Annotated in this window: 10 protein-coding genes and 1 pseudogene; 3 read left to right on the plus strand and 8 right to left on the minus strand. The window is 44.6% G+C overall.

What is annotated here, in order from left to right:
* Positions 1 to 92: 92 nt before the first annotated feature.
* Together J1C60_RS16435 and mobC are read left to right on the plus strand one after the other, a co-directional pair.
* Positions 93 to 1829 (plus strand): type IV secretory system conjugative DNA transfer family protein, encoded by a 1737-nt coding sequence (locus J1C60_RS16435; protein WP_128176055.1) that lies wholly within the window; start codon positions 93 to 95, stop codon positions 1827 to 1829.
* 8 nt (positions 1830 to 1837) lie between these two features.
* Positions 1838 to 2590, plus strand: coding sequence for a MobC family replication-relaxation protein (gene mobC, locus J1C60_RS16440; protein ID WP_128176053.1), 753 nt, complete (start codon positions 1838 to 1840; stop codon positions 2588 to 2590).
* Here the strand turns inward: mobC and J1C60_RS16445 are convergent.
* From J1C60_RS16445 to J1C60_RS16455, 3 genes are all read right to left on the minus strand, one after another.
* Entirely contained in the window at positions 2587 to 2901 is a 315-nt protein-coding gene (locus J1C60_RS16445; protein WP_128176051.1) for a CcdB family protein, read from the minus strand. The two genes, mobC and J1C60_RS16445, sit on opposite strands and share 4 nt — an antisense overlap.
* Positions 2902 to 2903: 2 nt before the next feature.
* Entirely contained in the window at positions 2904 to 3140 is a 237-nt protein-coding gene (locus tag J1C60_RS16450; RefSeq protein ID WP_128176049.1) for a type II toxin-antitoxin system CcdA family antitoxin, read from the minus strand.
* A gap of 312 nt (positions 3141 to 3452) precedes the next feature.
* On the minus strand, positions 3453 to 4406 hold the full coding sequence (locus tag J1C60_RS16455; RefSeq protein ID WP_128176047.1) for an ArdC family protein: 954 nt from the start codon (positions 4404 to 4406) through the stop codon (positions 3453 to 3455).
* 491 nt (positions 4407 to 4897) lie between these two features.
* Between J1C60_RS16455 and J1C60_RS16460 the strand changes: the two genes are divergently transcribed.
* Entirely contained in the window at positions 4898 to 5776 is an 879-nt protein-coding gene (locus J1C60_RS16460) for a hypothetical protein (RefSeq protein WP_128176045.1), read from the plus strand.
* Here J1C60_RS16460 and J1C60_RS16465 read toward each other — a convergent pair.
* From J1C60_RS16465 to J1C60_RS16480, 5 genes and pseudogenes are all read right to left on the minus strand, one after another.
* On the minus strand, positions 5763 to 8294 hold the full coding sequence (locus tag J1C60_RS16465; RefSeq protein ID WP_128176044.1) for a DEAD/DEAH box helicase: 2532 nt from the start codon (positions 8292 to 8294) through the stop codon (positions 5763 to 5765). The genes J1C60_RS16460 and J1C60_RS16465 overlap by 14 nt on opposite strands.
* Positions 8291 to 9190: a HamA C-terminal domain-containing protein gene (locus tag J1C60_RS16470; RefSeq protein WP_164877270.1), complete on the minus strand. Its 900-nt coding sequence runs from the start codon at positions 9188 to 9190 to the stop codon at positions 8291 to 8293. The genes J1C60_RS16465 and J1C60_RS16470 overlap by 4 nt, the downstream gene beginning before the upstream one ends.
* A 397-nt stretch (positions 9191 to 9587) precedes the next feature.
* Positions 9588 to 9698 (minus strand): annotated as a pseudogene (locus tag J1C60_RS18745) (GNAT family N-acetyltransferase); the annotation flags it as partial.
* 209 nt (positions 9699 to 9907) lie between these two features.
* Positions 9908 to 11707, minus strand: coding sequence for a UvrD-helicase domain-containing protein (locus tag J1C60_RS16475; RefSeq protein WP_128176040.1), 1800 nt, complete (start codon positions 11705 to 11707; stop codon positions 9908 to 9910).
* A 2-nt stretch (positions 11708 to 11709) separates the two neighbouring features.
* A complete protein-coding gene (locus tag J1C60_RS16480; RefSeq protein ID WP_128176038.1) occupies positions 11710 to 13848 on the minus strand; it encodes an ATP-dependent nuclease in 2139 nt (712 codons plus the stop codon).
* Between the last annotated feature and the right edge of the window lie 1034 nt (positions 13849 to 14882).

Below are 14882 nucleotides of genomic sequence, written 5' to 3' on the forward strand. Positions count from 1 at the left end.
TGGGCGTCGCCTAGGGGCGTGGGGAGTCACGTCCATCGGTGACGCCCATGTAGTGCGCCCGTCACACCGAAATCAGACCGGAGATCACTGCAATGGGAACTCATCTGATGCAAAGGCTGAATGCCTTTTCGGATGCCTTTTCTGTTTTTTTGCTCTGGCTGCAACACAACCCGGTACTATTATCCATATTCGCCGGGCTGACGCTGCCCTTTATTTTTCATCTGCCACGTGAGGAAAGAAAAAACGCCCCCTTCTGGTTAAAATCGGTGGCGTGCGTGTCCATCTTCTTTTTTCTGTCCGGCACGCTGTCACCGCTGACCATTCAGGGGCTGAGTTTTTTCTTTACGGTACTCGATACTCACATTCTGCTCAGATTATCACTCTGGATACTGACCGCCGTATTTACGCTGGCTGGTCTGGCATTTCACATTACCGCCCGACGGTTACTGGCCGGAGAAATTGACAGTTTAAAACACCGGATGATTAAAAAAAGCAAACTGGAAAGGAATGTCAGAACGGATGTTCGTGACGTCAGGGATATGTTACCTGACAGTATTGCGTATAATCCGCTGGATTATATTGACCTGAATAAAGGTATTTTCATCGGGCTGGATAAAGACGATCAGCCGCAATATATTACCCGCGAAGAATTTCAGACGCAGCACGCCGACCTTATCGGCACTACCGGCTCCGGTAAAGGCGTAAGCGCCTGTGTCCTGCTTTATCAGGCAATACTGTCAGGCGAAGGGATCTTTGTCGAAGATCCGAAAAATGACGAGTGGGCCCCGCATGTATTACGTGAAGCCTGCCAGAAAGCGGGAAAACAATTTTTTCTTATTAACCTGAATGACCTTAATTTTCAGATTGATTTACTGGCTGATATTTCTCATGAACAACTGGAAGAGTTGTTTAATGCCGGTTTCAGCCTGGGTAAAAAAGGCGAAGGCGCTGACTTTTATCGTATTGCCGACCGACGGGCAGCCAGGAATACAGCAGCCATTTATGAAAAGGGCATGACGTTACGAGATTTATTCAACACCGATTTTGTGAAATCCCTCAGTGAAGATGTACCTGCTTTTTATGGCGAGCTGGAGGAGATAGCTTTAGTTAATTCCATCAACGCCCGCAACGGGTTTTCATTAAAGACCATTTTTGATGAGGGCGGCTGCTGTTACATCGTCGGCTCGATGCGTAACCAGAAAATCATCTCGGCGCAACGCATGATTTTAACCCGCCTGATTCAGATAGCCGAAACGCGCGATCGGATAAAAGGGAAGCCCCGGCCTGTCGCTATTTTCCTGGATGAACTTAAATATCACCTTTCCCGCCCGGCGCTTGAAGGACTTGGCGCGGCAAGGGATAAAGGTGTGCATATCATCATGGCGCATCAGTCGGTGAAAGATTTATATGACTGTCCGGCGGATCTGGAGGGTGATGCCGTTGCCGGTTCGGTGATTGAGAACTGCAAGTTTATGCTGGTTTATCGTCTTCGTGATCCGGACACCGCCGACTGGGTGGCAAGGATGACCGGCTCTATTCTGGTAGACGATGAAATGAGGAAAGTGAAAACGGATATCTCTCTGACAGAGAAAATGGAAACCGACAGAATGATACGGCAGGCTGAACGCTATTATATCGACAGCAATATGCTGCTTAATCTGCCGAAGTTTGTTGGTTTTGTTTTTACCCAGAATGATCTGGCTAAGGTAACCAAGTTATTTCATATACCGGCGAAAAAGAAATATATCGGCCTGCTTTCATTCGGGCATAAAAACCCGGTGCATACCGAAAAAGAAAATCAGGTTCACAAACCGTCCATTAACCTGTGAGGCTGCCAGTGCTTATTCATAATGTTGCCGAAAGAAACGAAGCCGCAAACCGGAGAATGGAGGCACTGCTGAATTTTCTTAAGGAAGAAACCTTCTCTGATTTCCGGACATTAAAAAAAGTCGTCGGCTATAAAGGAAAACATAACCATGCGATGTATAACCTGCTGAATAAAGCGGTTGCGCTGGGCTTGTTGAGTAAACATGAATATCCGGTACTGACCGGGAAAAAATCATTGTGGGGAATAACCATGCCGGGACTGGCAAGGGTGGTTAATGCGGATGATCCTGTTTTTCCCGCTTATTTTGAGCCGGGAAAACTCAGGCACTGGACGCTGGAGCATCGCCTGTTAAACCAGCGGGTCAGGCTTGCCCTGGAGGAGAAAGGCGGTACAGGCTGGCTGAACGGCGACCGTGGGACGTTTATGGCGCGGTATCCAGGTGTCCGGCACCGACCAGACGGCATCATTACCTTAAGCAACGGAGCCATCGTTGCGGTGGAAACAGAGCGCTCGCTGAAAACCCGTGCCCGCTACATCAGCATTATTAACAGTCATCTGGCAGCCAGCGAGGTCGGACGCTGGCACTATGCAATGTATGTTATGCCGGATGATAAAACGAAAGAATCGCTGGTCAGGCTGTTTGGCAGCATCAGGACGGTGATGAGGAACAGTATTCCCGTTCCGTTTGATGCGAAGAACCGGGAAATGTTTCTGTTTCGCACGATAGCCGAACTGGAACAGGCTCCCGGCAGTCACGACTAAATGCCGTCAATGAGGAAATCTATGGCGGCCTTTACCTGAGTGCGGTACTGCGAAGCATCACAGAACACCGCCCCCAGCCCCCGGACAGGGACACTCGCCAGCTCGTGGGTCATGACCGCGTATTCCTGTCCGTCCGTCAGTCTGACGACAGGGACAAGGCGATCCGGGCGGCGACCTGCCGGATACCTGTCAACAGGCAACAACGGGATCACGATCCGGCGGTTCAGTTGTCCAATAATATCGCTCGTGATATCGAGCAGCAGAGGGTAAACGGCGCTTTTTCCGGTATTAGTGTATACGGTGAACTGCATGGTTAAAATGTCCGGTATTCATCGCTGAAACAGCCATGCTCATCATGGAAACGATTTAATGCGTCGATTGCCTCCCGGTTCTCTTCCTGCCATTTTTTCGCTTCATGGTGGCGTAGCTCTGCATCCAGGGCGGCGCTCAGGGTCGCACTCAGGTTAATACCTGCCTCACGCGCCCGGACCAGTAAGGCACGCTCTACCGTCATTGTCACACTCTGCGTGTTGCGTTGTTTCGCGGTCATGGTTTCTTTCCTGTAATGAGATACGTGCAATATGCACGGCCTGATGCACTTATCATAGCACCAAAAACAGGTCTCGTTACCGTTGAGATCTATCACATTTTACGGCCTGTCGTCATACTGGTTCCATCGTCCACAGCAATCACCGGTGTAACAATTACGTTTGCGGGATGAGCGGGCTCTTTGCCGCCCGCACCCGCAGTCTGCGAATGTTGCGGACATCATATGCCCGCAACATTCGCAGGAAAATTGAAATCCCTGTCATTCTGCCTGCCCCGGTATAAGGTGAAAGCCGCATTCCCTTGCGGCATCCTGTTACTCAGTCCAGACCTTATCCATCAGATAACGATGAGCTTTTGAGGCCGCGCTGGCGGCTTTGAAAATGTAGCGCTTGTCGTTTTTCAATGCTTTCAGCCAGGAAGCAATGTAGCTTTCGTGCTGAACCTCTCCGTCAATCCCCAGATCCGCCATCAGAAATGCACTCCCAAGCTCTGCACACAACTCCTCAAATGCATAATCGGCACTGCCAAATTTCCCTTTCATTTCACGGTTCAGGCGGCTTTTGGCTCCGCTCCAGTGCACCAACTCATGCAGGCCGGTGGCGTAAAAATTGGCCGCGTCAGCAAAAAGATGACGTGCCGGTAACCAGATTTCATCGGTTGAGGGGCTGAAAAAAGCGTTCTGGCCTTTCTCTATGATCTTAGCGCCACTGCTACGAAACAGGTTTTCGGCCTGCGGCAACGGGTCAAATGTCACTACCGGGGCAACGGTTTCTGCCGTCAGTGAGAGACCATCAATTTGTTCAACGTTAAACACGGTGAAGGTTTTCAGCATCGGGATGTGCTCAGTGTCTCCGGTGTCGTTTTCCTTCTCCAGTGTGGTATAGAAAATGGCGGTCGTGCCGTGTTCACCCTTGCGAACCCGTCCACCTTCTGCCTGGGCCTGTTTGTAAGTCATCCAGCGGGAATCACTGAACCCCTGTTTTGATGCACTGCACCACAGCAACATGATATTCATCCCGCTGTAAGCCGCGCCGGTGGCGTAGTTGGAAGGTAAGCAGGACATCCCCGCTACACGCTGCCACGGACACGCCCAGGGCTTAACGCCTGCTTCCAGAGCTGTAATGATGCTGTCGGTGACGGTCTGATAAATGTCGGTTTTGATTTTAGAAAATTTCGTTTTTGAGGAGCCTGACGGGTCCAGCGGGGATACGCTGGTCGCCGCTGAGGTGTTAGGGGCTCTGGTCTGGGTATGCAGGGAAATCGTCATGGTTTTTTCTCCGTCAGTTTGTAATTTTCGTCTTCGTATCGCCTGACGGTTCGCTTTCCCGGCATCGTTCCGGCCTGCAAGGGCGCAGTATGCGTGCCATTTACCCTTGTGGGATGGGTTGTGTTGGGAAACGATTAATCGGAAGTGAATACGAGGAACGGAAAGCACACGGAAGAAAAAACTGCCCCTGCATAGCTGGACATAGCGCCCCTTGCTCCGCAGCGGTGAAATGGGTTTGGGATGTCACGCCTCATTGATAAACAGCACAGGATTCAGATGAAGAGCAAAATGCTAATAATAAAGTTCAATAAAAAAGTAAATTTCTGATTGAATTAAGTCAGTTTAGCCTGTGAGCAAAAATGTATGTGAGGCCTCGGCAGAAATTCATTTAAAATTAGACACTATGAAGCGGTCATGCTAAAATACTGTTTATTTATACATGAAGAGTGAGGGTACCGCAAACATCACTGCTTCATATAGGGGATGTGATAATGAATGCTAATAAATTAAAAAAAAGCGTCACCGTCTTTTTTTATAATATCGATGGAGACGATTCATTTTATGAAAACCTACCTCTAAACTATTTTACTTTGTGTGAGTCAGAAGAAAAAACAAGGATAATAACCTCACGTGATAAAAAGCACTTAATAAAATTAACGCCCCCTGATGCTATAAACAAAAATGACATCTTTGGTGTAACTGTTGTTCGTGAAAGGAATACTTGGCAAACTAAGGCTACAAAAGATGGTTCGATTACAGGAATTCATCTTAACCAAGGGATAATTGGTGACTTATATTATATTTACATATTGCCAGAGTATGAGACTATATTTGGTTTTACTTCTGGTCCTAGCGGCACATTGAAGAGTGTTTGTAAGTTCATTCTTGAGCAACTAAATACGAATAGAAAGAAAAAAATAAAAATAGAACTCATTCCAAAAGAGAAAGAGTATTTTTCGTTGAATGATTACGAGGGATTTAATAATCTACATTTCAGAATGAATTCATCTTACCTAAATGATATAACGGATGATGCACCTCATTTTTTCAAACAATTGAGTGCAAGCCCTTATATTGCTCCAGGCATGCAACTTTCATTTGATTTGGCTTTTAATGATGAAAATGATGATTTATTTACTAAAGATAACGTAATTGAAATTATAAACTTCCTATCTGATCATGATGGATGTTCCGTATTGAAAGTTAAAGCGAATAATAGTGATGGAAAAGCCAGTACAATAGATTTCTCGGAAACTTTTCTTCACTTTAAGACCGAAGTTAATACCCGGAACAAGTTCATTGATGAAGAAACTGCATCCCGAGTATTAGATCTGGCTTTAACAGAACTGTTAAAATTTAAGAATGGCTAAGCAAATGCTCTATTTCTTTTTTGATAACTTTGTGAACATTATCAATTTCCGATGAATTAAGCAACTGAATCAAATCGCTTATGCTATTATACATTAGCGATTTAGATGTATTATCAGCAATTTCCTTAGATGCTTCTCTGGATAATCCTAGATTTATCAAAGACATCATTCTTTCGTCGCTGGCACCAATTTCCAGATAGTAATGAAGTTTAACACTTTGAGCTTCTGATTTTGTCGTTCTTGATGCCAAAGTAAATAAAGTGAAATAACACTTCAAGGCATTTGAGAGTCTGAATCTAATATCATTATTTATTACATTTATTATATTCTTAACAGATTTATTAATCCTGACCTCTTTCCCATCATCATCCTTATTCTTTCCCTCATCTTTATTTTTCTTATCCCAATCTATCTGAGAGTTAATCATATCTTTTAAGCTATGGTCCTGCACCCATTTTTTAGAGATAAAACAAATATAGTCGGCAGTATAATTACCGCTTGGAATGAATACACCCAACTCAATTAACTTTAATGATATCTTTAGTATCCTATCATAAAACTCTTCAGACTTAGGATACGGCAAAGACCAGTCATTAAGATCAATACCGCTAATTAAAAATTCAAAAACTGCATTTTGCTGTATATATCCAGTAGTAGGATTTGATTCTAAAATAAGAGGAGGAACTTTAAGATTTAAATACGCTGTTTCAATACTTTCCCTTAACCTATTGAGTGCGAAATCATTTAATTTAATATCTGATGAAGAGAATGTTGAATCCAAATCACCATTACCATAAGACTTTATTAACTTGTTCGCCACAGAATAGAACTTAGAACGATCTTCATCAATAGGCTGAAGACCTGATAGCGTCCTTAATACTTCATTTGTATTTTCATTAAGTAATTTATAATAGGTTGGTATCTTCTCTTCTTTTCCTTTATCTTCTTCATCAAAATAATCTTTAAAGGTCCATGCATCCGGATCAACTAAGAATATATTCCCAGAGAAATGATGCAACATTCTGCCCGCACGCCCGGTAATGTTATTTATTTTCACATCCTCGATTCTTTCTGTTTTATCATAAGGTCCTTTTTTGAACGTAGGATTCAACATGAAAAGATTTTTTGCCGGAAGATTCACACCTTCTGCTAACGTACTCGTGCAAGCAATAAACTTAATATGTCCCTCTTTTACAAGGTTTTCTACAAGAATTCTGACAGATGTGGGTAACGGACTATAATGAAATGCAACCCCTTTTTTTATATTCTCTACTAAAGTAAACTCGTCGTGGATAAAATACTGTATATATTCTGAAGCCTCGTTGAGAGGTTCACTTTCCTCATACTTGGTAATTCTTTTTGCTATTTCATCAGCAATGTATTCACAATGATTGGTTTGATTCCTATAAATTATATTACTTTGGTTTTTCCCGAGTCTTAAAACAATGTCTGCTAGTTTTTTATCAGTAAATTTTTTGGGTAAAATAACTTTATCATCAGCACCCCGCCTAGTGATTTCCAGATTTTTCCCTTTGGCCCTAACCTCAAAAATCAGTTTGGAGACTGGAGAATGCGTAGTTATTGCTTTAGTAAATTCCACTTCTTTGAAAATACTTGAAAAGCTATTCTGATATTGAGGGGATGGCATGCCAATTATAATTTGTGGGCTACTATCTTCAAATACTCTTTCAAGAGTAAGATGAAGTAATACGCCGCGCCCTTCATCTGATATATTATGAGCCTCATCAATGAATAGAAAATCAAAGTATATATCACCACGAAGAAGGATTTCATGTAAACGTTCCTGAGTCATGACAAAAAAGGTGCGCTCAGAAAAAACATCATCTTTGGGGATTGTACATATCTCGATATTTTTCTCATATCCTCTTTCTTTAGCCATCTCAAATAGTTTTGAGGATACTTCAGTAATGAGAGCTCTTGTAGGTACAACAATTGCGGCAAAGGCACCATCACTATTAATTACTTCGGATAATAAATAATGGAGAATGATATGAGTTTTTCCTGCTGATGTGGGGGCAACTGTAATGACATCCTCTCCAGCTTGAAGGTCATCCCACAAATTACGCTGAAAATCGGTAAGTACTAAACCTAATTCCTCAACATTATTTAGAGCCCTCTTGTAAGTTTGACTCGACTCAGTAAATATATTGTGCTTGAATGAAACTTGAGGAAATCTATTTTCTAGCAACTTAACATTTGGAAAATCCCCAACAGATGAGAAGAGATAATTTGAAATTGGGATAAGTTCCGGATAATCCTCACCGCATGTATCGATTAACATGGAAAGAATTGTTGCACCTTGTTTTATGTATTTTTCTTCTTGTGTTTTATAAAATATTTGTGAAGCAGTCGCCATTTGCTTTACTAAAAGCCGTTCTAATTTAGATGCCTCACCGACTAAGTGACTTGCGTAACATTTAAATAACGCCAATGAGCATTTTTTATACTCATCGCTGGCTAACATTCTCTCTGATAATTTGATGTAAAAATCACTCATTTTGCGATCTCTAAATGGGAAACAAAGCTCTCAACAAGTTTTTTTATATCGCTAAAGGGTAATATAAACAATGTTGTTGAATTTATATCCAACCCTTGGGTTTCAATTTTTTTAAAATAATCATCGATATGTCCGAAAGCCACCTGGATATAGCGCTGGATAAAATCCTCATCATTCTCTGCATCTTTAATTAAATCACTATCCGCAAAACCGATGAAACATGGTGAATGTATGAAATTTAATTTATTTTTATTATCAAAAGGATTCAAAATTCTTATTAACTCTTCCTGAGATTCATCATCAAGCTCTGGAAGATCAAGGTGACTGTCAATAAGATTAAATTCCTGTATATATTTATCCTTGGCTGATTTGATAGAGTCAACAGCCGTTGACGCTGCCCCAGAAAATGAAGTATAAAGCTTGGATTCGCCCAAATATAATCTCAGTTCGCCATTAATAAATTGTGCATGTATACTATCAGCACCATAAACTGGCATTCTCGCACTGGTTTTAAGTGATATTTTGCTAAGTAACCTAGGAGCTTGTAAGTAAACATCCAATATTGTGAATAAAATTAATTCACCTAATTCACCATGGGCAGTTTGTTGGCTAAGTTTACTCAAGGCTTTTTTAAAAAGTTGTTCTATGGCGATTTTACTTGGTCTTTTTAATTTCCTATCAATTTCCTTGCATGTAAGAGCAAAGTTATGCAGTAACTCATCCTTAATAAGTTCGAGAAAACCGGAATGATTACTTTCACCATTTTTTATTGGCAGATAAATTAGTAACGTCTCTACTTTTCTTTTATCCGAAAGAAATAAAGAGACTTCAACTTTTCTCAACACACCTTTAATAACATCATGGTTTTTTAGTTGTGGCTTTAGTTTATTGTTCATTCTCATTTTTGCTGTTATGTAATGAATAAAAAAGCACAAATGCTGTATAGAACTACATAATTATATTAATTTTCACATGAATTGATTAAAAATTAACTTAGCACACTACATGATAAAACGCATCAATAAATCTTTCTTTTCATTTACAAGAAGTCATTTAATTCAAATCAGACCAACTTTTTGGTGCTATATATCAAATAAAATTTAAAAATAAAAATTTAACTCCACAAAAGAGTTGATTTGTGATTTCAAGATAGCAATTTTGCTTAACAACACCATCTAAGCGGCCCCGTTTCAGTCCACTTATTTATTGATATCTCAGGTAGCACTAATGATTTGATATTTAAAGACTATCTAATAAGTCACCCAACGTTACCATCAACATCATCGGATCCATTCACGAAGGTTCAAATCCCACTCGCAAGTAAAATTCCCTAGCTTCATCAGACAATGCATGAACCAACATCACACGAATACCGATCGTCCCGGCTACCTGAATCACCCTCATCCACGTTGCCGAGTATCTAACCAGTTTGCCGCCGCGTGCGGTGTTATGGGAAAGGTTACAGCAGGCCGCCGCGCGTGCGCACTTCCAGATTGAGCCGAACGAGGAGAACCAAACAAAAAATTGACCTCGACATTTTAGGCTGCTGTCGTCGAACTGGAAACGTCCCTCACGGAGCACTCACTCGAGCTTCGACGGTGCCCGCACAACTTCTATGGAATTTGGTCATAGCCAAAGGTGCATGCAGCGAGCTTGCGGGTGACTTGATACTCCTCACCAGAATATTGGCGAATGCGCCCGCGTTCGGAAATCAAGTGCAAATTCTTTCTCGCACGCGATCCGATGACATAGAGCAACTTCATCGCGCTTTCTTGTCCGTTTGGATCATTAAAGTGCGGCACCATATCTTCCAATAAGGCGTAGGCAATTACTGCATCAAACTCGGTCCCTTTCACGCCATGGATCGTCGAAATAGTTATTCCGGTCCGGCTCTGAAATACCTTTCTGAATGTCTCGATGTCTCCGATAAACTCGCTACCCTCACTCTTCAACCGTTCAATTCTCGCTTGTGAGCTGTCAAAAAATGCTGTGTGATGTTCTTGAAGGAGCGAGAAAAGACGAAAGTCGATCTCCAAGTTGACAAACAAGGCGTCAAAGAATGTGCGGAGATAAGTCAGTCCATCCGCTTCATCTATCTTGATCGCATTGCATTCCCTTAAAAGGGACTTCCGCGTGAACTTAGAAACGCTCGCCCCAGACGCCTCCAGGTCATTCAGGATATCGCCCGCCCAACGGAGTCTGCGCACATACATTCCAGGCGATGCCTGGGTCAGTGCAATCTTCGAGAGCCTATACCAAAAATTCTCTGGGTCACGCGCAAAGGGGACCATGCCGGGGCCATCAAATGAATACTCGGGCATGCTCGCTACCAAGCGGCGTGTCATGCTTGCAAGATGCGTCCACTGTGGTGCCAGCACACACACTTCTCGGGGAGCAATGCCCATTGACTCGATGTTGAACCGGATTAGCCGGATCAGCTCGGCTTCCAAGTCGGTCTTTCTTACTGTGTCGTTGAAAGAAATAATACTCTGGTAAGCCCTTGCATCGGAGGCCGCTTCAATAAGGGTTGCATGGACATTGAAATTTCCGAAGTAATCAATGATGCGCTCCGAAGAGCGGTAATTTTTTGACAGTTCGCGTTCCTTAATGTCGATGCCTGCCATTGCCTTGAAATCTTCATACGCAATCGGAAAGCCACCGAGCGACTGATAAATCGCCTGATTGGGATCACCGACAATGAAGGTCTTTGTCGCTCCTTGCCCGGCTTTCAAGATCGCAGTAATGATCGAATATTGAATTCGCTTAGTGTCCTGATACTCATCGACCAGTACGAAAGAAAACAACTGCGCCAGGAGGGTGCTGATCGCTGGATGACGAGCGATCAGTTGGTAGGCGTAAAATAAGATGAGTTCGAAGTCTATTTGTCGACTTTCCCGGAGGATATCGAAGTATCTACCCAATATTTCATGCAAGCCGTCGTGCTTCCATACCTGGGGGCAGGAAAGTACATAGCCGGTTTCTGTGAAATAGAACTCGCAATCCCAGAATGTTATTTTTGGCTTCTGGTAAGGCTTACATAAGGTTTCAAGAATCTTTTCACGCTCATGCTGATCGATTACCCGGAAACCTCGATCCAATACTTCGTGATAAATCCCGTATGGCTTCAATATCCATTCCAGACAAAACGAATGGATCGTTCCTATCCAAAGGCGGGATGTGTCCACCCCAAGGCTCTCAATGCGCTCGTGAATTTCGTCGGCAGCACGATGCGTATAAGTGATCGCAACAACGAACTGCTTGTTGGACTCTAGCCTGGACAGCTCGTATGCAATCTTATAGGTCAGCGTTCGTGTCTTCCCGCTACCGGGACAAGCAATGAGAAATACGCTCCCAGTTTCCAAGATGGCAGCTTCCTGTTCCGTATTTAGATCGCTTTTGTCCCACATAAACATGGCTAGAAGACCTTAAGGACGTCGTTGATACGATCATCGGGGAAGGTGGCCAGCATCTCGTTCCGGATGCCGACGAAATCGATTTCTCCGCTTCTAAAAGCCAGAAGTTTTTCCCTGAACTCGATGAAAACCGCCGATGCAGTAACCAGATCATTTTTATCGATGTAATTCACACGGTAGCTTAGTACGTTGAACCAGACCTCCTTTGCTACAATCGGATGTGCAAAAGCAATGGCGTCCAAAATGTACTGTGGGATGGCTGTCTCCTGATCGACCTTTTTTCCTAACAAGATGGCGAACCACCCCTTGCCGTAGTTGTCTGCCATGGTCAGCACTCTTTGACCATATCGCGCAATGTCGGCAGATTCAAGATCTGCCTTGGCTGTCGCAATAGTTGGGGCATCCGTGTAAATATCAGGCAGAATACCCACGACCTTGCGAGCATTCCCAGCCGTGACAAAATCCACCTCGAAGGTGTGGGGAGCAAAAAAAGGCGAGACCCATGGATTATCTTGAAACGACGCTTCTAGAAGTGCCTTTCTGGCGACCCCTTTCTCTTGGGATGCCTGGTATTTTCTCTTGCGCCGTAGCACCTGTTCAGCGTCCCCGGCGACGGGCGCTGTGTCGATGATGGACTTGTCGAGATCGGTGACGATGCTGCACCGCTTTCGGATTCGATCGTCGTGGAACAGAACCGCGACGTTCTGGAAGCCGGTGCTTCGGATGTTGATCAAGCTAATGCCAAGTTCGTCAAGGCTGACACCTAGCACCTTCTTGATCAAAATCGGGATCAGAATTTCTTCGGCATCACCCTCTACAAGAACAACGCTTTTGGCGAACAGCAGGTTGCTGCGTACCGCATCCAGATAACGTTGGACGTTACCGACTTCCTCAGGGGCCAACCCGGTGGCGGGTTGGTAGGCCTCGCATCGATAATTTTCTCTGCCAAGAATATTTACGTTCTGAATATTGCTGACTTCTGAGATATGCGTCGAATGGGTCGAGTAAATGATTTGGGTGTCTTCGTATTGAAGCTTATCGAAGAGCGTCTTCTGGATATGTGTATGAATATGGGCCTCTGGCTCCTCAATTAGCAAGAAATTGGCGATCGATTGCCTGGCCTTCTGATACTTGAATTCCAGCAGCTTCAATGTGAGGAAGATCAGGTTTGCACCGCCTAGGCTCAATTCGTGGATAGGCCCTTCGTGTCCCTCTCCCGACTCACCGACGAACAACTTGAGCGACTGGAAGAGCTTGTCGGCTTCATCGGGCAAATCGGACTTAATCGAAAGCGATGAAGGCGAGTAAGCCTCGCCCGCTGCGTCCTTGATGGTGTCTCGTATGTCAGTTCGAACTACTTGGACATCGGGTAATGCCTCAATAGAGTCATTGAGTGCTTTCACTCCATCAGTAATCGCTTGGAATGCCACAGGGTCGATATCACCGCTCTTACCTTTCAAAAGAGACAGTAGCGGATTGGTTCTATTGTTGTGGAACTCAGATACAACGTCTCGCAACGCCTGGACGAAGGTAAAGGAAATTTCCTTGGAAACCGACAACACGCTTGGAATCTTGGCACCGATTGCGGGAAACTCTATTTCTTCGCTGAACTTGGCGTTTTCGAAGTCACCGACCACTTCTTTATAAAAGGCTTCATCATTGAAGTCAGATTCGCTACGGCCGGTGAAAATAGTTTCGTAGTCGTTCAGGGTGACCTGATCAAGAATTGCAGCTAGGCCAGCATGATCTCCATCGTGTAACTGAGAAAGGCGAATCCTGATTTCTTTCTTGGGGCGGAAGATGAGGTTATAGGTGGCCTTGCCGATCTCCTCATCTTCGATGCCTCCCGTTCCATGCCGGAACAAAGCTTGGACTGCCTCATCCGCAGAGATATCTTCGAACTCTAGGCTGATGATGATCCAGTGCCCTTGCCACCTTCCCAATCCTCGATGAAAGTCAGTCGAATCTAACCGATAGGCTGAGCGGATCATGTTGTCATCAAGCAACAGTCGAATCGCTCGAAACAGGTTGGTTTTACCCGATCCGTTTTCGCCAATGATGGTGTTGATGCCTTTTTTAAAAAGCAATCTAGTATTTGCAAAATTCCTGTAGTTGACCAGGCTGAGCTTAGAAATGTGCATGGAGGGCCTCGCTCTTTTTTTATTAGGGAAGCCACATCACGTGCCGGCCACCTCGTGGAGTATCTGCCATTTTACAAGGTGTCACTACTTTTCGACACCTTAACGACGTGTCTAAAACTGGTCGCTGGTCGATATTTGTCTATCAGCGATCGTTCTCAATGAGGAATGTCAGCATGTTACGCCTGCCCCAAGATATGAGGTTCCACTGGCTTGAAGAATGAGCTTCCCCCGGCCGGGAAGGCATCGCCGGTCGTGCTGTCGTGCTTCGCATCGAGCCTCGCTGCGCGATTCTCGCCCCTGACGGGCTTACATCGTTCCCTCGATCCGCTCGGCTGACGCCTACGGCCCGGCTTCCAGCCTCGGGCCTGCGCGCTTCGCTTGCATGCAGTTCAGCACACAAAGGCGGCCGTTGCCATGTCTAGCCGTCTTCCCTGACCTCATCACCTTGTCCGCGACTGTACACGCCATCGGAAACATCGCCGAAGTTCTAAGTGAGAAAAACCTTTCCATTCTTAGTCAACACGCCGCACCGCGCCCGCGCTTGCGGCGTTTTTATTGCGTTCTTTGTAGCCTGAAACGATGTTTTTTTCATCATCTTGCTTCCGATATCCGCTGGCGGCCATCCCTCAAACGCGCAGCCCGAAGCTGCACGTCCTTCGTTCTGGAGGACGGTGGCTGATTGGGATATGATGAAAACACAAGCCCGTCGCTTCTCGTCAATCCAGCACGACCAAGTGCGATCCGGCTTTCTCTCTCAACACTACTATGTGGCTCCTAGCCCACCAAGCCGCAGTCCTGCAAAGCGGCCCGAAGTAGAGCTAAGCCCGCACCCCATATAGACTTTCAGCCATCAAGCCACTTTCACAAATGACTTGACGCCGCCAATTTTTTATCACGTGTGTTGCATCATTCTGATCTACATATGAAAGTACGGGTCAAGCTAGGGGTCTTGACAACAAGCGGAAATAAAATTTATGATAGAATTGAACTTAATAGATAACTGAATGTTCCCGAGTCCGGGCACCACTATTTAA

Source organism: [Pantoea] beijingensis (assembly GCF_022647505.1).
Taxonomy (GTDB): domain Bacteria; phylum Pseudomonadota; class Gammaproteobacteria; order Enterobacterales; family Enterobacteriaceae; genus Erwinia; species Erwinia beijingensis.